The sequence below is a fragment of the Streptomyces sp. WAC05292 genome, from assembly GCF_003949955.1.
In the GTDB taxonomy this organism is placed as follows: Bacteria; Actinomycetota; Actinomycetes; order Streptomycetales; family Streptomycetaceae; genus Streptomyces; species Streptomyces globosus.
The window spans coordinates 20,693-38,454 of sequence record NZ_RPSE01000006.1 but is presented as its reverse complement, the minus strand read 5'-3'; the positions used below and the strand labels follow the sequence as shown (position 1 = coordinate 38,454).

The window sequence follows — 17,762 nt, the reverse complement described above, 5'->3', positions numbered from 1 at the left end:
CCCCGAGCCACCCCCGTGATCGACACCCCCAGCAAGAGCGAGGCACACCGCATGACCGAGACCCCGGCCAAGGAACCCGGCACCGCAACCGGCGACCTGGCGAGCGAGTTCGACCTGTCCGACCCGAAGTTCATCACCGACCCGGAGGCGGGCAAGCGCTGGCTCGGCGGCCCCCGCCCCGTCTGCCGCGGGAAGTTCGCCGACGGCAGCGACGTCTGGGTGGTCACCGGACACCACGACGTCAGGACGGTGCTCGGCGAGCCGACCCTGCGCAGCCGTCCGCCGGGCGACTCCCACCGCCGGAGCATGCTCAGCCGGGGCATCCCCGAGGACATCGTCGACATGTTCGACTCCACGCTGCTGACCATGGACGGCGCGGACCACATGAGGGTCCGCCGCCTCGTCACCCGCGCCCTGTCCGCGCGGCGGATGCTGGCCCTGACCCCCGCCGTCGAACGGGTGGCGCAGCGCCTGCTCGACGGCCTCGCCGACAAGGCCGAGCCCGACCTGATCGCCGACTACGCGCACCCGCTGGCCATCATCGTCATCTGCGAACTCCTCGGCGTGGACGAGGAGTACCGCGAGCAGTGGCGGGAGTGGAGCGAAACCCTCGCCCAGGCCCTGCGCCCCAACCCCGAGCAGTTCGCCCCCGCCGTGCGCGGCATGGCCCGGGTGACCCGGGAACTGATCGCCGCCCGCCGGGCCGAGCCGCGCGACGACCTGATCTCCGAACTGGTGCAGGTCCACGAGGAGGACAGCGACCGGCTGAGCGACGACGAGCTGACGGCCCTCGCGATGGTCCTCGTACAGGCCGGCCACGAGACCGTCCGCAACCTCGTCGCCCTCGGGGTCTTCACCCTGCTCCGCCACCCCGACCAGCTGGAACTGCTGAAGAACGACCCCTCGCTCGGCAGCCGCGCCGTCGCCGAGCTCGTGCGCCACACCGCGCCGGTGAAGCACACCTTCCGCCGCTTCGCCACCGAGCCCGTCGACATCGGCGGGGTGAAGGTACAGCCCGGAGAGGCCATCCAGGTGGTCCTGGCCGCCGCCAACCGGGACCCGGAGGTCTTCGAGGATCCCGGCCGCCTCGACGTCACCCGCGAGCACAACCCGCACCTGGGCTTCGGCCGCGGCGCGCACTACTGCCTGGGCGCGAGCCTCGCCCTGATCGAGGGCGAGGTCGCCCTGACCGCCTTGTTCGGGCGGTTCCCCGACCTGGCGCTGGCCGTCGACCCGCACGAGATCGATCCGCCCTACCTGATGTCGATGCAACGTCTCCCCGTCCGCCTGTCACCGGAGGTGTGATGCCCGACGACGTCCCCGCTGTCCCGGGTCTGCCGATGGCCCGGGGCCGGTGCCCCTTCGATCCCGCGCCCGAACTGGGGGCGCTCCGCGCGGACCACCCGGTCGCCCGCATGGAGTTCCCGGACGGGCACGTGGGCTGGCTGGTCACCGGCTACCCCCAGGTCCGCGGACTCCTGGCCGACCCCAGGATGAGCTCCCGGGCGGACGCGCTGCGCTCGCCGATCCCCCTGCCCATGGCCTCGGACCGGACGGAGCCGGCCCCGGGCATGTTCACGGCCATGGACCCGCCGGAGCACACCCGCTACCGGCGGGCGGTGGCCGGCTGGTTCTCGGCGCGCCGCACCCGCACCCTGGAACCCCGGCTGAGGGAGCTCGCCGACGCCCACCTGGACGCCATGGCCGCCGGCCGCGGCGAGGGCCCCGTCGACCTCGTGACGGGGTTCGCCGAGCCCATGGCCGCATCGGTCATCTGCGAACTGCTGGGCGTGCCCCTGTCGCAGCGCCCGGAATTCGCCCGGGCCATCACGGCACTCTTCGCGGTGCACTCCAGCGCCCAGGAGGCCATCGCCGGATGGCACGCCGTCACCGGCCTGCTGCACCGGCTGGTCCAGGCCAAACGCACCGAGCCGGCGGCCGACCTCGTCGGCACCCTCGTGGCCGAGGGCCGGCTCTCCGACGAGGAGATCGTCACCGTCGGCGCCGTGCTGCTGACCGCCGGCTACGACACCAGCGCCAACATGATCGCCCTGGGCACCTTCGCGCTGCTGGAGCACCCCGAGCAGTCGGCCGCGCTGGCCGCCGACACCTCCCTGGCCGAGCGGGCGGTCGAGGAACTCCTGCGCTACCTCACGGTCGTCCACGCGGGCGGCATCCGCGCCGCCGCCGAGGACCTGGAGTTCGACGGGCACCGGATGGCTGCCGGGGACGCGGTCTCGCTCTCCTTCGCGGCAGCCAACCGCGACCCGGCGCTCTGCGACCGGCCCGACGAGCTGGACGTCACCCGCGAGCCCGTGCCGCACCTCGCCTTCGGGCACGGCATCCACCAGTGCGCGGGCCAGCAGCTCGCCCGGCTGGAACTGAGGGTCGCTTTCGAGGCCCTGTTCGGGCGCTTCCCGGGGCTGCGCCTCGGCGTCCCCGCCGCCGAGGTCCGCACCCGCCCCGACATGGTGATCTACGGCGTCCACGAGCTACCGGTGACCTGGTGAACGGAGAGCACATGCTGTACCGAGAGATGTTCAAGTCCAAGATCCACCGCGCGACGGTGACCCAGGCGGACCTGCACTACGTCGGCTCCGTCACCATCGACGCCACCCTGATGGCCGCCGCGGACCTGCTGCCCGGCGAGAAGGTCGACATCGTCGACGTCGACAACGGCGCCCGCCTCAGCACCTACGTGATCGAGGGCGAGGCCGGCAGCGGGGTCATCGGCATCAACGGCGCCGCGGCCCACCTCGTCCACCCCGGCGACCTCGTCATCATCATCTCCTACGCCTCCATGAGCGAGGAGCACGCCCGCTCGTACCGCCCGAGCGTGGTGTTCGTCGACGCCGACAACCGGCCCGTCAGCACCGGCACCGACCCCGCCGACGTACCCGACGGACACGGCCTGGTGCGCGGCGACACCGTCAGCGCCTGACCACCCACCTGCTCATCGGAGACCCACATGAGTGCCACCCCTGACGTCATGACCGCCTTCACGAGCGGTCTCGCCGACATCAACCTCGACGAGTCCGGCACCGCCCGCCGCGGCGCGAACGCCGCCGGCATGAAGTCCGCCAGCGCCACCATCTACGACATGGCCGCGACGCTCTCCGGTCACGGAGCCCTGTGGAACTGGGGCATGCACGACCCCGCCCTGGCCGAGGAGATCCGCGCCCGCGTGCCCGGCTTCGGAGAGCCCTGGACGGACGGCTTCAGCGAGCAGCTGTACTTCCTCGCCCTGCGGGAACTCCCCATCGCCCTCGACGACTACGCCGGCCGCCACGTCCTGGAGGTCGGCTGCGGCATGGGGGAGGGCCTCAACTTCCTCTCCCGCATCGCCCCCGGCGCCCGCATGACCGGCCTCGACCTGTCGCCGAAGGCCGTCGCCCGGGCCACCGCCACCCTGTCCCGCGGCGACGACCTCACCTTCGTGCACGGCGACGCGGAGGAGCTCCCCTTCGAGGACGCCTCCGTCGACGTGCTCGTCAACATCGAGAGCTCGCACACCTACCCCGACCTCGGCGCGTTCCTCGCCGAAGCCGCGCGCGTACTCCGGCCCGGCGGCTTCCTCAGCCACATCGACGTCTACACCCGGCAGCGCACGCAGACCATGCAGCGCACCGCGGAGGCGACCGATGGCCTGGAGTGGACGGCCGACCACGACATCTCGGACCGGGTCCGCGCGGCCGTCCGCCGCCGGATGGCACCCGGCAGCCACTTCCGGACCACCCTCGGCAAGCAGCGCATGAACCCGCTGGTGCGCCAGATCGCCGCGCACAGCCAGATCCTCATGTTCGGCGGCATGTTCGCGGGCTACCGGCCGCCGCCCGCCATCAAGGCGCTCGGCAAGCTGGGCATCGTGCCGTGGATGAGCGGCCTGCCGATGGAGAGCTACCGCCACCGGATCGCCGTCCGCCGATGACGCACCACCGGGGCCGAAACCGAAAGGGGGACGCATGAGCCCACGGCTGTTCGCCGTCGCCGCCGACACCGAGGAGCTGCTCCGGGACCTGCTGGGCGCCCACCTCGACAGGATCCGAGCGGGACGCGCACTGCCCCCGCTCGCCCGGTACTGCCACGAGGCGGCGGCGGGCACGACCGGAGTCCACCGGCTCGCCTTCGCCGTCGACTCGTACGACGAGCTCCGCACGCAACTGGAGGCGGCCTGCGCCGGAGAGGTGGGGCGCATCCCCGCCGACGTCACCGCCCGGCGGCCCAAACTGGTGTTCGTCTTCGCCGGGCAGGGCGCCCAGTGGTACGGGATGGGCCGCGAACTCCTCGCACGGGAGCCCGTCTTCCGGGAGGCGCTGCTCCGCTGCGACCGGCTGGTCGGCGAGTTCGCGGGCTTCTCCGCCGTCGAGCAGCTGAGGCTGCCGACCGGGAAGGCCAGGCTGGACGAACTGGACGTCCTCCAGCCGACGATGGTCTCCCTGCAGATCGCCCTGACCGCGCTCTGGCGCAGCTGGGGGGTCACCCCCGACGCCGTCGTCGGGCACAGCATGGGGGAGATCGCCGCCGCCCACACGGCCGGCGGCCTGACCCTGCGCGACGCCCTGAAGGTCGCCTGCCGGCGCAGCGCGCTGCTGCGCCGCATCTCCGGCAAGGGGGCGCTGGCCACGACGGAACTCTCGCCGGCCGAGGCGCAGGCGGTGGCGGAGGCGAGCGGCGGCGGGATCAGCGTGGCGGGGGAGAACAGCCCCCGCTCCACCGTCCTGGCGGGCGACTCGGACTCCCTGGCGGCGCTCGTCGGCGAGCTGGAGGCCAAGGACGTCTACTGCCGGGTGATCAAGGGGACGGTCGCCTCGCACAGCCACTACGTCGAGGAGCTGCGCGAGGACCTGCACGAGGCCCTGCGCACGGTCGCCCCGGCACCCACGCGCCTGCCGATGTACTCGACCGTGACGGCCGAGCCGGTGCCGGACGCCGGGCTCGGGGCCGCGTACTGGATGCGCAACCTGCGGGAACCCGTGCGGTTCGCGGCAGCGGTCGAGCACCTGAGCGCCGCGGGACACGAGGTGTTCCTGGAGGTCAGTGCCCATCCGGTGCTGCTGAGCCCGATGCGCCAGACCCTCGAAGACGGGGAGCGGCAGGGATGGCTGCTGCCCTCCGGCAGGCGGCGGGCCGAGGTCCGCTCCATGCTCACCTCGCTCGGGACCCTGTACGCCTGCGGGCGGGAGCCGGACTGGGCCGCGCTGTCCCGCGAGGAGCGGGCCGACGCCCTCACCCCGTACCAGGCCGCCGTACTGGAGGCGGCGCGCCGGCCCCGGCCGGTACCGGTGGCGGCGGGCCGGGCGGTCTCCGCATAGCGGCCGGGGAACGGCGGGAGGCCGGTGCGGCCAGCCCGGTGCCGGCCTCCCCGCCCCGACCGGGGGCGTGAAGGCCGGCGCCTGCCCGACCGGCGGCCTCCCGGCCGGGGAGGGCCGCCCGGCGTCAGGCGGCTCCGGCCCCGGCGGCGGTGAGGCCGTACCGGCCCGCCTCCCGGCGCAGCACCCCCACGTCGACGAGGGCCCGGCGCAGGGACACGGTGTCGAGGACACCGCTCCCGCACCACGGCTCCAGACGGTCCGTCACCGTGCGCTCGTCGTACTCCTCCCCGGGCGCGAAGGTGGCCTCGGCAACGTGCCGCAGCACGGTGCGCCGCGCCGCGTGGTCGGCCTCCTCGGGCAGGGCCACCAGGACCCGGTCCCGTACGAAGCCGCGCAGCCGGGCGTCGGGCTGCGCGGCCGCGGCCTCCTCCTCCCTGCGGCGGGCGGCGGCCTGCCCGGCGTCCTCCAGGGCTCCTTCGTTGACGACGAGCCGGCCGCGGCCCTCGGGCACGAGCAGCCCGGTCCGGGTCAGTCGGCCGATGGCCTTGGCCGCCACCGGGGTGTCGAGCCCGGCGGCGGTGAGGATCTCGGACGAGGTGGCCGAGCCGAGCGCGACCGCGGAGAAGACGCGGCGCAGCGTCGGGTCGGCCATCGCGAGGGTGAATTCGTCAGGTGTCATCGCAGTGTTCCGCCTCCCTGCCGGTGCGGGCCGGCACGGCGCCGCCGGGGCGCCGTGCCGGCCGGGACCTCGGGGTCAGCGCCCCTTCCGCTTGATCTTGATGCTGGCGAGGTCGGTGGAGACCGACTTCAGTTCGACGCACCCGGCGCCGAGCTTGGCGACGGCCGCCACCGCGAGCTCCTCGGCCTTGGACAGGACGAGCTGCTCGGTGTCCTCGTCGGTCGCGGGGATCAGCACGCGGAAGGTGAACCCGTGCAGCCCGCGCTCGTAGTTGACCGTGCCCTCCTCGGTGAACCGGGCGCTGAGCACGCCGTGGTCGTCGACCTGGGCGAGCAGTGCCGCGCGCTGCTCCTCGTCGAGGGGAGCGAACTTGCCCCGGGTGAGGACCTGGTAGGTCGTGCTTCTGCTCATGATGGACGGTCTCCCGTTGTGGTTCGCTGATGGGGGTGGGCGTCGCAGGAGGCGCTCACTGGGCCGGTTCCTCCCGCCGGACGCGGTGGTGCGGCAGGAGCAGGACGAGGGCGGTGACCGGGACGAGGCCACCGGCCGCCCAGTACAGCGTCTCGCTGTAGGTGGACACGAACGTCTTCGCGCGGATCTCGCCGAGCGCGCCATTGATCGTATCCCGGGTGCCGTCGTCGGCGCCCTGCACCAGGGTGGAGCAGATGTCCGGGACCTTGGCCAGGTCGTCCTGGCCCAGCGCCTCGGTCGCGCAGTCCCGGAGGTCGGAGGCCTGCCGGGGTGAGACCGACTGCACGGTGGGGGCGACGCGTTCGGCCTGCGGCCCGGCGTTGCCGGCGAGGGCCGCGAAGAAGAGGCTGCCGATGACCGCCACGCCGAGCGCGGCACCGAGCTGGCCGGTGGCGTTGATGATGCCGGAGGCGGCGCCGGCCTCCTGCGGCTGGACCTCCCTGAGCACCAGCGCCGTCAGCGGGGGCATCAGCATGCCCATGCCGGAGCCGATCAGGAGCATGGACGGGATCGCGTGCCAGGAGGTGATGTCCGTGCCGAAGCGGTCGGCCGCCCAGGCGTAGGAGAGGATGCCCGCGAGCATCAGGACGGCACCGGCGAGCAGGCAGTAGCGGCCGTAGAGCGGCGAGAGCCTGCGGACGGCGAGACCGCCGACGATCGGGACGCACAGGGAGAACGGGATGGCGGTCAGGCCCGTGTGCAGGGCCGACCAGCCGAGGCCGGCCTGGAGGTAGAGGGTCCAGCTGAGGAAGAAGCCCGCGGGGATGGCGCTGAAGAGGAGCTGGACGCCGATGCCGGCGCCGAACGCGCGGACCTTGAACAGGGACAGCGTCACCAGGGGCGAGCCGTCCTTGGCGGTCTTGTGGCGCTCGTAGACGACGAACAGCACGAGGACGGGGGCGGCGGCGACGAGCGAGACGATGCTCCACACCGGCCAGTCGAGCTCGCGGCCGAGGGTCAGCGGCACCATGAGCAGCAGCAGGCCGAGCACGATCAGCAGCATGCCGGCGATGTCCAGGCGCTTCGCATGGGGGGAGCTCGACTCCCGCATCCACTTCGCGGCGCCGACCAGGGCGAGCACGCCGACCGGCAGGTTCACCACGAAGATGCTGCGCCAGCCGAGGTCCAGCGGGTTCCAGCTGATCAGCGCACCGCCGATGAGGGGCCCGGAGACGATGGCCAGACCGACCATGCTCGCGTACAGGCTGACGACGCGGCCGATCTCCTGGGGCGCGAAGGAGACGTGGATGAGCGCGAGCACCTGGGGCACCATGACGGCGGCGGTGAGGCCCTGGAGCGCGCGGGCGACGACGAGTAAGTCGGTGCTCGGCGCGGCGGCGCACATCGCGGACGCGAGGACGAAGCCGCCGACGCCGACGAGGAACATGCGCTTGCGGCCGAAGATGTCGCCGAGCCGGCCGCCGGTGATCAGCAGGACCGCGAAGCTCAGGGTGTAGCCGGCCGTCATCGCCTGGATGGCGAAGGTCGAGGCGCCGAGGTCGCGTTGGATGCTCGGGATGGCCACGGTGATGATGTTCGCGTCGAGCAGGTCCATGAAGGTGGCGACCAGCAGGACTGTCAGCGCGAGCCACCGCTTCGGGTCGGGCTCGGGCGTCTCGGGAGTGGCAGGTGGGCCGGCTGCCGCCGGCTTTTCTGCCTGCCCTGCCTTGTTCATGGGTTCTTCTCCAGCTTCTCGGTCGGGGGTTCGGCGGCGGGTTCGGCCGCGGGTGCGGGTGCGGTGCTGCGGGCGAGTGCGGTCCAGGACTTCATGAGGAGCTCCACCACGTCCACGACGGAGTCCGTGCCGCTGTCGGAGGGGAAGAGCACGCGCTGGATGGACAGTCCGTCGTCCAGCGCGTGGACGATCAGTGCCAGGAGCTCCACGGGCGCCGGGGTGGTCACCCCGCGTGCGGCGAAGCCCTGCTCCAGCGACTGGGCGATCGCGTCCCGCGAGCGGCGCTCGCGGTCCGCCAACAGGGGCAGCAGCTCCGGGTCGCGCAGTCCGTAGAGCCAGAGTTCGGTGCGCAGCGCGAGCCAGCTGGCGAGGTTCTCGTCGCGCCGTCGGTGCCAGGAGCGCAGGTGGTCCAGCATCTCCTCGAAGGTGGCCGCCTCGCGGCTCATCGCCTGGATCTCTTCGAGCTCGTGCTGGGTCCGCTGCTCCAGCAGGGCGAGGACGAGCTCGTGCTTGCCCTCGAAGTTGCCGTAGAAGGCGCCGCGGGTGTATCCGGCGGACTCGACGATCTGCTCCACCGAGGTTCCGCTGACGCCCTGGCCCGCGAAGAGGGCGGCCGCCGACCGGAGGATCTGCTCGCGGGTGACCTGCCGGCTCTGCTGCCGGGTGAGTCGCTTCGTGATGGTGACCGCCTCCTTGATGCGCTTCCCGAATACAGGACTGTATCCCAATACGGTTCTGTATCCGAAATGCATTCGCGGCGGGCGGCTCCCGTCCCCGCGCCCCCGGGCACGCGCATGCGAGAGGGCATGCGAGAGGGCATGCGAAAGGGCTGTCACCGCCGCCCGAAGGCGGGGTGGCAGCCCGTGGCCGAGTTCGTGGTCGCGTACGCCCGGCCTCCGAAGTCCGTCTCGCGGCCTCGGAGATGGCGGGGGAGGGGTGCGGCTCAGCGCACCAGGCGGTTCATCAGCCGGTCCAGTTCGGCCTCCGGGTCGGCCGTGAGCCCTCCGTGCACCGGTCCGACCTGGACGACGGCGCTGCGGGGGGCGGTGAGCCAGCCGAACCGGGAGCGCAGCGTGCCGGCGCCGGCCTGGCCGGCCTTCGACTCGCCCGCGCAGATGGCGCGGATCGCCTCCAGGGCGTCGGTGACGCCCGTCAGGTCGACGGCGGGGTCCAGGGCGCGCAGGCGTGCGGGGTCGATGTGGATCCCGGCCGCGAGGAAGTCGGCCTGCTTGCAGTAGAGCAGTGCGCCCACGTTGACGCGCTCGCCGCGGTCCACGCGCGGGACTGCCTGGAGCAGCGCGTAGTCGAAGCCGAGGGAGGGGGAGAGGTGGTCGCTCATGCCGCCGACTCCGGCCACCAGTCGCGTCCGCCGGCGAGGCGGGCCAGCAGGTATTCGCAGTAGCGCGCACGCAGGGTTTGCGGGTCGGCGCCGTTCGTCGAGTGCATGGAGTCCAGGAAGTCGTCGGGCACGAGGGCGAGGATCCGCTCCAGCGCCTGCGGAGTCACGAGGGCGGCCAGCTCGGCGTCGAGGCTTTCGAGGGTCGAGGGCTTGAGCGTGGACACCCGCTCGGACAGCACGTGCGAGCCCAGCCCGTAGTCCCGGGTGGCCCAGCCGTCCACCGCCGGCCACGAGTGCTGGAAGATCAGCGCCGCGCCGTGGTCGATCGCCCACAGCCGGCGGTGCCAGATCAGCAGGTTGGGGTTGGACCAGGTGCGGTCCACGTTCGCCGTGAGGGCGTCCAGCCAGTAGATGCGGGCGGCCTCCTCGGCCGGCGCCCGCCAGGCGATGCCGTCGTAGCCGACCGAACCGGGCAGGAAGTCCATGGCCAGGTTGGGCCCCGTGCTGGCCTGGAGGAGCTGCTGCACCTCCTGGTCCGGCTCGCGGCGGGCCAGTTCGGCGTCCACGTGGAGGAGGACCAGCTCGGGAACCCGGATGCCGAGGTGGCGGCCGAGTTCGCCGACCACGATCTCGGCGACGAGGGCCGCGCTCCCCTGGCCCGCGCCCCGGAACTTGACGACATAAGTGCCGTCGTTGTCGGCCTCGACGATACCGGGAAGTGAGCCGCCCTCGCGGAGGGCGGTCAAAAATTGCGTTCCTTTTACCTCTTGCAACATGGAGATCACCCTACTGGCGCAGGAAGGGGCCTCCAAGGGTGTGATCGAGTTCCGGCCATTGGCGCGGTGGTTCCCCGTCAGGGGCGGACCGTACGGGAAGCGGCACGGTATTTGGCTGAATTCCTGCGGAGCCGCCGGGGAAACCGCAAGCGCCCCTGTATTCCGGCCGGGCGCCTCTCGTGGCCGGAACATGCCTTGCGGTCGCCGGGTGCGCCGCCGGTCGCCGGTCGCCGGTCACCGCCGCCGGGGAGGCGGCGCGGGGGCGGCCGGCACGGCGATCCCGGTCGCCACGTACTCCACGCCCTCCCGGGCGACGGTCCGCCAGCGGCCGGTGAAGGTGTCCACCCGGCGGCCGCCGACCACCGGGCCGGGCACGTGCAGGGAACTGGTGAAGGTGCCCCGTTCCGGATCGGGGGTGACCGTGCAGTCGCCGAAGTCCATCATCCGGCCCAGCAGGGGGAAGCAGGCCTTGTACGTGCTCTCCTTGGCGCTGAACAGCAGCCGGTCCCAGGCCACGGCGGGATGGGACAGGGTCAGCCGGTCCAGCGTGCGCCGTTCGCCGGGGGAGGCCACCATCCGCTCGATCCCCGCGGGCAGCGCGGAGTTCGGCTCGGCGTCGATCCCGACCGCCGCGACCGCCGAGGTTCCGGCCACCGCCGCGGCCCGGTATCCGGGGCAGTGGGTCATGCTGCCCACGACGCCCTCGGGCCAGGCCGGTTCCCCGTCCGGCCCGGGCAGGATCGGCCCGGGCGGCACCCCGAGCCGGGCCAGGGCGGTGCGGGCGCACAGCCGGACGGTGGCGAATTCCCGCCGGCGCCTGTCGACCGCGCGCTTCACCCTGTCCGCTTCCTCCGGGTACAGGTGGATGTTCGGAGGGTCGGCGAACAGCTCCACCGTGACGACGTCCGGCAGCGCGCCGACGAGGAGGCCGGGCCCCCCATCCCCGGGGTGCACCCCGGGCCCCGGCCCCGTGAGGCCGCCGCGGGCCGGACCGTCCGGCCAGGTCGGGCCGGGTTTTCCCGACCCGCCTCGGACATCGGGAATCGGCTCTGCAATTCGCGGCACTGGTGCTTCCTCCACTTGCGCGACTCGTCATGATCAACCACGATGCATTCTCGTCGGACCTCCGCTTCCGGTCGTGGAGAGGGGGTCGATCCGAGGGTAGTTTCAGTGCTCAACCACTTTAACCGGCCCTGTGCTATACAGGCCTCGGCGTGCAGGTTTCACGGGCCGACCGGTCCGTGAAACGGGTCCGCCGGCCGGTTTTTCAGCGAATACATCGGGGGATGTGGATGATTCGGCGCTGTCATTCGTCATGGCCGCTTCCGGGCCGGCGCGCGGCCCGGCCGCCGGAGGCCGCAGGGCCTGCCGCAGCCGGACGGCTGCCCCTATGCTGAGCCGCCGGATCGTCCTGGGCCTCCCCGCCCTCTCCGTCGGCGGACTCTCCGAGAACTGGCTGTTACGCGAGGCAGGCGACCTCCACTGGTCCCTGATCGGCGAGCACTTCGGCCTCCCGGTCGCCGAACTCGCCGACGCCGACGGTGAACGGCTGCTCCCCGCCTTCACCCGGGCCCGCCTGGCCGCGGCCGACTCCCTGCGCTTCTTCACCGAGCACGACGAGGGAGAACTCGCCGGCACGCTCGTCCGGCTCGACGAGCACGCCTTCGCCAGCGACATCCGCTTCGCCACCCCCGCGACGTCCGTCGACGTCAGGCTCCTCACCTCCTTCGTCCGCAGGGGCGCCGGCAACTGGCTCGTCCCCGGCACCCCGCGCCACGCCGGCCGCGGCCCCGTGGCGGACGCGAGCGCGGAACACCGCGCCTTCCGCAGCGAGTTCCGCGACCACGCCCGGCTGGAGGACGGCGGCGCCACCGGCCTCTTCACCGACACCTACGAGCTCAACCCCTTCGCGGACGTGAATGCGGCAGGCCTGCTCTACTTCGCCTCCTACCCGCACATCAACGACCGCGGCGAGCGCAAGTACGCGCGGTCCGCCGTCCCCGGCGAGGAGTGGGCCGTCGAGGCCGTCACCCTCAGCCGCGACATCGTCTACCTGGGCAACTGCGGCCTGTCCGACGCCGTGCGCTACCGGCTGGACTCCCTCCGGCGGGAGTCGCCGGACCGGGTGGTCCTCACCTCCTCCCTCCTGCGGGAACGCGACGGCCGGCCCCTGGCCCGCCTCGAGACCGTCAAACGGCTGCTCCGGCCCGACGCGTTCGCCGCGCTCACGGGCGACCGCGCCGCCCCGGCCGCCGCGACCGGGTCCGTACCCCCGCCCGCCGCCCCCGGCTCCGAACAGCCGCCCGCCGCCCTGCCCGAGGACCTCGAGGGCCGGCTCCTGGCCGTGATGGAGACGGTGCTCGGCGCGCCCGCGGGCTCGCTCACCGCCGACGACGACCTGCGCCCGCACGGACTGGACAGCCTCGCCCTGTCCGAGGCGGCCGTACGGGCCGAGGACGAGCTCGGCTGCGAGATCGACCCCAGCAGCCTGTTCCAGGCGTTCACCGTCACCGCCATGGCCCGGGTCCTGCGCGGCGGACGGCCGGGTGCGGCCGAGGCCCCGCCGGCCCTGCCGCAGGCCGCCCCGGCGGCGTCGGCCGCAGCGCCGGCCGGCAGCCCCGCCGCCGTGCCGATCGCCGTGATCGGCATGGCCGGCCGGTTCCCCGGCGCACCGAGCGTCCCCGAACTGTGGGACCTCCTGGGCCGCGACGAGGACGCCGTCCGCGACATCCCCGCGGACCGCTGGAACGCGGCGGAACACCCCGGGCTGATCGGCAAGGCGGCCCTGCTCGACGACATACGCGCCTTCGACCACGAGCTCTTCGCCATCAGTCCGCGGGAAGCCGCCCTGATGGACCCCCAGCAGCGGCTGCTGCTGGAGACCGTGTGGGCGACGGCGGAGGACGCCGGATGCGACCCGGCCTCGCTGTCCGGCACCCGCACCGGCGTCTACGCGGGCGTGTGCCACTCCGACTACGCCGCGCTCGTCGCCCGGCACGCCGGGCAGGACGAGCCGCACCTCAGCGTCGCGGTCTCCCCCTCCCTCGTGGCCAACCGCGTCTCGTACGCCCTCGGCCTGCGCGGGCCCAGCGTCGCCGTGGACACCCTCTGCTCCTCCTCCCTCGTCGCCGTCGCCCAGGCCGTGGCCGCGCTGCGCGCCGGCGAGTGCGACCAGGCGTTCGCGGGCGGCGTCAACGTCCTGTGCGACCCCGCCCGGCACCACGCCTACCAGCGCACCGGCGTCCTCAGCCCGCGGGGCCGCTGCCACACCTTCGACGACACCGCGGACGGATACGTCCGCGGCGAGGGCGTCGCCGCCCTGCTCCTCAAGCCGCTGGACCGGGCGCTGGCCGACGGCGACCGCGTGCACGCGGTGATCCGCGGCGCGGCCGTCAACCACGGCGGGCAGGCCCGGTCCTTCACCGCCCCCAACCCGGACGCGCAGGCCGACCTGCTCGTCACCGCCCACGGCGAGGCGGGCGTCGACCCGCGCACGATCGGCTACATCGAGGCGCACGGCACCGGAACGCGCCTGGGGGACCCGATCGAGGTCTCCGCCATCGTCGCGGCGTTCGAGCGGCTCTACGCGCAGTGGGGCCACGCACGCCCCACCGAGCCGCACTGCGCGATCGGCTCGGTCAAGACGAGCATCGGCCACCTGGAGGCCGCCGCAGGAATCGCCGGCCTGATCAAGGTGATCCTGGCGATGCGGCACCGCACGCTGCCCGCCGCGCGCAACCTGGACCGCCCGAACCGGATGATCAAGCTCGACGGCACCCCGCTGCGCCTCCAGCGCGAACGCGGCGCCTGGGAGCCGCCCGTGGGCGGCGGCCCCCTGCGGGCCGGGGTCAGCTCCTTCGGGATGGGCGGCACCAACGCGCACGTCGTCCTCGAAGAGGCCCCCCTGCCGGCGGCAACCCCCGCCACGGCCCCCGCCGCGGGCTCCGCCGTGACCGTGCCCGTCTCCGCGAGGACCCCGCAGGCCCTGCGGGAGGCCGTGGCCCGCCTGCTGGACGCCGTCCGCTCCCCGGACGCCCCGCCGCTCGCGTCGATCGCGCGGACCCTGATCACCGGGCGCGCGGCACTGGCCTACCGCCTGGACGTCGAGGCCCGCGACCTCGGTGAACTCGCCGCGGGCCTCGCCGCGGCGCTCGACACCCCGCCGGACGCCCCCGTGAACGGGCAGCGCGAAGGGGCGGGCCCGGCCCGGACGGCCCCGGACGCACCGCCCGCCTCCCTGCCGACCTACCCCTTCGCCCGGGACCCGCACTGGGTCGCACCCGTCGCTGGCGCCGAACTCCTCACCGCCGAGTGGGCCGACGCACCGGCTCCCGACACCGCCGACCCCGGACGGCTGCTGGTGGTCGCCGCCGACCGCGAACTGGCCCGCACGGTGCTGGGGGAACACGCCCTCGTGCACGTCCCCGGGGAGCCCGTGCCCGTACTGGCCGGCCTGGGCGGGATCGTCGACCTCGTCGACTGGTCCGCCCCCGGCACCCTCGTCACCGAGCGCATCGCCCTCCTGCAGCAGACGCTCACCGCGAACCCCCGCGTCGGGCTGCGGTGCGTCCACGCCGGCGGCGCCGAACGCTCCGTGCTCGCGGGCTTCTACCGCTCCCTGTCCGGCGAGTTCCCGGCCCTCCACGGCCGCACCGTCCGCGTCGACGGCGGCACCGCCGAACTCGCCGCCGCCGTACGGGCCGAGACCGCCGCCGTGGACCGGGAGACGGAGATCCGCTACGAGGGGACCCGCCGCCTCCGGCCCGTGGCCGCCTTCGCCCCGGCCAAGACCGGCGAGGACCTGCTCGCCGGCGTCGGCCGCGGTGGCGCGGTGCTCATCACCGGCGGTCTCGGCGGCATCGGCCTGCGCCTCGCCGCCCACCTCGCCGACCGGGGGGCCCGCCACATCGTGCTCGTCGGGCGCTCCCGCATGCCGGTCCGCAACCAGTGGGCCGCCCTCGTCGCCGCACCCGCCACCGACCCGGCCCTGCGCGCGCGCCTCGGCGCGCTGCTCGCCCTCGTCGAGCGGGGGGTGACGCTGACCGTGCGGACCGACGCCCTGGACGACGTCGCCTCCCTGAGGCGGCTGATCGGCCGGGTCAGGAAGCAGGCCGGCGGTGTCGACGCCGTCTTCCACTGCGCGGGGGTCATGGACCCGCCCACGTCCTTCCTCTCCCGCACACCCGAGGAGATATCCCGGGTGCTGCAGCCCAAGAGCGACGGGCTGCGGGTGCTGTGGGCGGCGTTCGGAGCCATGCCGCCCCGGCTCATGGTGCTCTTCTCCTCCGTGGCGGGAGCCGTGCCGTCCCTCGCCGCGGGACACCTGGACTACGCGGCGGCGAACGGGGTGCTGGACGACTTCGCCGCCGCCCACGGCACCGGCGCCTCCGGGTGCACGGTGCGCGCCCTGCGCTGGCCCCTGTGGCAGGGCGTGGGCATGGGCCTGGAGCGTACGAGTGCCGCCGGCGGCCTCGGCATCCCCGACCTCGACGCCGACGACGCGCTGGACCTCCTCGACCTGGCCCTGCGGGTGCCCGGCGATCCCGTCCTGCTGCCCTGCCGGGTGGAGCGCACCGCCGTGGCCGCCGACGAGTTGTTCCTCGCGCCGCGGCGCGAAGTCCCGGCGCGGCCCGCGCAGGCCCCCGCCGAGGCGGCGGCCGTGCCGGCCGGGACCCCGCCGGCCGCGGGCCCGCCCGCGGTGGGCTCGTTCGCGGTGGGCGCTCCCGCCGAGGCCGTGCCGGCCGGCGGGACCGCACCGGCGGCGCCGCCGGACTGGCTGTACGCCGTCGTCGCCCGCACCACCAAGGTCGACCCCGGCCTGCTGGCCGCCGACACCGTGCTCGGTGACATCGGCGTGGACTCGCTGCTGATGGCCGAACTCGTCCGGGACCTGGAGGACATCCTCGGCCGCCCGGTCGACCCCAGCCTCCTCCAGGAGCACCCCACGCTCGGCGGCCTCGCCGCCGCGCTCGGCACACCCCCGGCCGAGGCCGTACCCGGGCCGGTCGGCCCGCCCGCCCCCGCGGCGCCCGCGCGGCCGTCTCCGGCCGCCGCCCCTGTACCGGCTCCGGCACCGCCGCCGAGCCCGTCCCCGGACGGGCGGCCGACACCCATCGCGGTGATCGGCATGGGCTGCCGCCTGCCGGGGGCGCCCGACCCGGCGCGGTTCTGGGAGGCCCTGCTCGCCGGCCGCGACCTCGTGACCGAGGTCCCGGCCGACCGGTGGGACACCGCCTCCCTCTACAGCCCGGACGGCGAACCGGGGCGCAGCACGGGCAAGTGGGGCGGATTCCTCGACGACGCCGCCCTGTTCGACCCGGACTTCTTCGGATTCGACGCCGAGGCGGCCCGCCACCTCGACCCGCTGGCGCGCAAGGCGCTGGAGGTGTCCGTGGAAGCCCTGCGGGACGCCGGGTACCGGGAGGACGAGGTACGGGGAGGTGCGGTCGGCGTCTTCGTCGGCACGCGCACGGGCAACCACCGCGCGCACCTGCAGCCCCCGCTGCGGCCGTACATCGCCGGCGTGAACCAGAACTTCGTCGCCGCCCACATCTCGCACTTCCTGGACCTGACGGGGCCGAACCTCGTGGTCGACAGCGCGTGCTCCTCGTCGCTGGTCACCATCCACCTCGCCGCCCGCAGCCTGGCGTCCGGGGAGTCGTCGATGGCCCTGGCCGGAGGCGTGGACCTGCTGTTCGACGAGGAGCCCTACCTCATGCTGAGCGCCGGCAGGGCGCTGTCGCCCACCGGCCGCTGCCGCACCTTCGACGAGTCCGCCGACGGCCTCGTCCCGGGCGAGGGCGCCGGGATGGTGCTCCTCAAGCGCCTCGACGACGCCCTGCGCGACGGGGACCGGGTACTGGCCGTCATCGAGTCCTCGGGCGTGAACAACGACGGCCGGACCATGGGCCACACCACGCCGAACGGACGCGCCCAGCGCGCCCTGATCTCCGACGTGCTGACGCGCGCCGGAGCGGACGCCCGCACCGTCGGCTACGTCGAGGCGCACGGCACCGGCACCGTGATCGGCGACCCGATCGAGCTCCAGGCCCTGACCGCCGTGCACCGGGCGTACACCGAGGACCGCGGCTACTGCGGCATCGGCAGCGTCAAGAGCTCGATCGGACACACGCTCAGCGCCGCGGGCGTCGCCGGATTCGTCAAGGCGGTCCAGATCCTGCGGCACGGCCGGATCCCGCCCACGCTGCACTGCCACCGGCCGAACCCGCGCTTCGCCTTCGCCGACTCGCCGTTCTACCCGGTCACCCGGGTGACGGACCTGCCGGCCGGGAGCCGGGTGGCCGTCAGCGCCTTCGGCTTCGGCGGCACCAACGCCCACGTCCTGCTGGGCCCCGGAACCCCCGGGGAACCCGGACGGCCACCGCTGCCACGGCCCGCCTACCGGCGCAGCAGGTTCTGGCGCCTGCCCGCGGCGCCCGGCCCGGCCCCCGCCCCGGTCCGCTCGGCCCGGCTCGACCTGACCTTCCCGTAACCCGGCGCGGCCCGGCCC

General features: G+C 74.1%; 13 protein-coding genes. 6 read left to right on the top strand and 7 right to left on the bottom strand.

Going from position 1 to position 17,762, the window contains the following annotated elements; all coding sequences use genetic code 11:
- The first annotated feature begins 51 nt into the window (after positions 1–51).
- Genes EF903_RS01520 through EF903_RS01500 form a run of 5 tightly spaced genes read left to right on the top strand, consistent with a single transcriptional unit; the run spans position 52 to position 5,312 of the window.
- Positions 52–1,305: a cytochrome P450 gene (locus EF903_RS01520; RefSeq protein WP_125540780.1), complete on the top strand. Its 1,254-nt coding sequence runs from the start codon at positions 52–54 to the stop codon at positions 1,303–1,305.
- Positions 1,305–2,510, top strand: coding sequence for a cytochrome P450 (locus EF903_RS01515; RefSeq protein ID WP_125540779.1), 1,206 nt, complete (start codon positions 1,305–1,307; stop codon positions 2,508–2,510). Before EF903_RS01520 ends, EF903_RS01515 begins: the two co-directional genes overlap by 1 nt.
- Positions 2,511–2,524: 14 nt before the next feature.
- Positions 2,525–2,941 (top strand): aspartate 1-decarboxylase, encoded by a 417-nt coding sequence (gene panD, locus EF903_RS01510; protein WP_125540788.1) that lies wholly within the window; start codon positions 2,525–2,527, stop codon positions 2,939–2,941.
- A gap of 27 nt (positions 2,942–2,968) precedes the next feature.
- Positions 2,969–3,928 (top strand): class I SAM-dependent methyltransferase, encoded by a 960-nt coding sequence (locus tag EF903_RS01505; RefSeq protein ID WP_125540778.1) that lies wholly within the window; start codon positions 2,969–2,971, stop codon positions 3,926–3,928.
- Between the two features lie 34 nt (positions 3,929–3,962).
- Positions 3,963–5,312 carry an acyltransferase domain-containing protein gene (locus tag EF903_RS01500; protein WP_125540777.1) on the top strand — a complete coding sequence of 450 codons (1,350 nt, stop codon included), beginning with the start codon at positions 3,963–3,965 and terminating at the stop codon, positions 5,310–5,312.
- 124 nt (positions 5,313–5,436) lie between these two features.
- On the opposite strand, the gene EF903_RS01495 is transcribed toward EF903_RS01500, so the two are convergent.
- The 7 genes from EF903_RS01495 to EF903_RS01465 all read right to left on the bottom strand — a co-directional run bounded on the left by EF903_RS01495 (position 5,437) and on the right by EF903_RS01465 (position 11,206).
- Positions 5,437–5,991 carry a DUF2087 domain-containing protein gene (locus tag EF903_RS01495; protein ID WP_125540776.1) on the bottom strand — a complete coding sequence of 185 codons (555 nt, stop codon included), beginning with the start codon at positions 5,989–5,991 and terminating at the stop codon, positions 5,437–5,439.
- Between the two features lie 75 nt (positions 5,992–6,066).
- Positions 6,067–6,402 (bottom strand): DUF6204 family protein, encoded by a 336-nt coding sequence (locus tag EF903_RS01490; RefSeq protein ID WP_114059175.1) that lies wholly within the window; start codon positions 6,400–6,402, stop codon positions 6,067–6,069.
- A 55-nt stretch (positions 6,403–6,457) separates the two neighbouring features.
- Positions 6,458–8,137, bottom strand: coding sequence for a factumycin efflux MFS transporter FacT (gene facT / locus EF903_RS01485; RefSeq protein WP_114508863.1), 1,680 nt, complete (start codon positions 8,135–8,137; stop codon positions 6,458–6,460).
- A complete protein-coding gene (locus tag EF903_RS01480) occupies positions 8,134–8,865 on the bottom strand; it encodes a TetR/AcrR family transcriptional regulator (protein ID WP_260614697.1) in 732 nt (243 codons plus the stop codon). The genes facT and EF903_RS01480 overlap by 4 nt, the downstream gene beginning before the upstream one ends.
- Before the next feature lie 215 nt (positions 8,866–9,080).
- Entirely contained in the window at positions 9,081–9,476 is a 396-nt protein-coding gene (locus EF903_RS01475; protein ID WP_125540774.1) for a DUF3037 domain-containing protein, read from the bottom strand.
- Complete coding sequence (locus EF903_RS01470; protein ID WP_260614696.1) at positions 9,473–10,222, bottom strand: HipA family kinase; 750 nt, start codon at positions 10,220–10,222, stop codon at positions 9,473–9,475. Before EF903_RS01470 ends, EF903_RS01475 begins: the two co-directional genes overlap by 4 nt.
- A gap of 264 nt (positions 10,223–10,486) precedes the next feature.
- Positions 10,487–11,206, bottom strand: a complete 720-nt coding sequence (locus tag EF903_RS01465; protein WP_125540772.1) for a 4'-phosphopantetheinyl transferase — start codon at positions 11,204–11,206, stop codon at positions 10,487–10,489.
- A gap of 436 nt (positions 11,207–11,642) precedes the next feature.
- Here EF903_RS01465 and EF903_RS01460 point away from each other — a divergent pair, with 436 nt between their 5' ends.
- On the top strand, positions 11,643–17,744 hold the full coding sequence (locus tag EF903_RS01460) for an SDR family NAD(P)-dependent oxidoreductase (RefSeq protein ID WP_185902489.1): 6,102 nt from the start codon (positions 11,643–11,645) through the stop codon (positions 17,742–17,744).
- The last annotated feature ends 18 nt before the right edge of the window (positions 17,745–17,762 follow it).

Excerpts from the sequence above, each read along its gene's own strand:
- EF903_RS01515 (WP_125540779.1), top strand. The coding sequence starts at position 1,305 with ATGCCCGACGACGTCCCCGCTGTCCCGGGTCTGCCGATGGCCCGGGGC.
- facT (WP_114508863.1), bottom strand. The coding sequence starts at position 8,137 with ATGAACAAGGCAGGGCAGGCAGAAAAGCCGGCGGCAGCCGGCCCACCT.
- EF903_RS01495 (WP_125540776.1), bottom strand. The coding sequence starts at position 5,991 with ATGACACCTGACGAATTCACCCTCGCGATGGCCGACCCGACGCTGCGC.
- EF903_RS01460 (WP_185902489.1), top strand. The coding sequence starts at position 11,643 with ATGCTGAGCCGCCGGATCGTCCTGGGCCTCCCCGCCCTCTCCGTCGGC.
- EF903_RS01520 (WP_125540780.1), top strand. The coding sequence starts at position 52 with ATGACCGAGACCCCGGCCAAGGAACCCGGCACCGCAACCGGCGACCTG.
- EF903_RS01475 (WP_125540774.1), bottom strand. The coding sequence starts at position 9,476 with ATGAGCGACCACCTCTCCCCCTCCCTCGGCTTCGACTACGCGCTGCTC.
- EF903_RS01505 (WP_125540778.1), top strand. The coding sequence starts at position 2,969 with ATGAGTGCCACCCCTGACGTCATGACCGCCTTCACGAGCGGTCTCGCC.
- EF903_RS01500 (WP_125540777.1), top strand. The coding sequence starts at position 3,963 with ATGAGCCCACGGCTGTTCGCCGTCGCCGCCGACACCGAGGAGCTGCTC.
- EF903_RS01490 (WP_114059175.1), bottom strand. The coding sequence starts at position 6,402 with ATGAGCAGAAGCACGACCTACCAGGTCCTCACCCGGGGCAAGTTCGCT.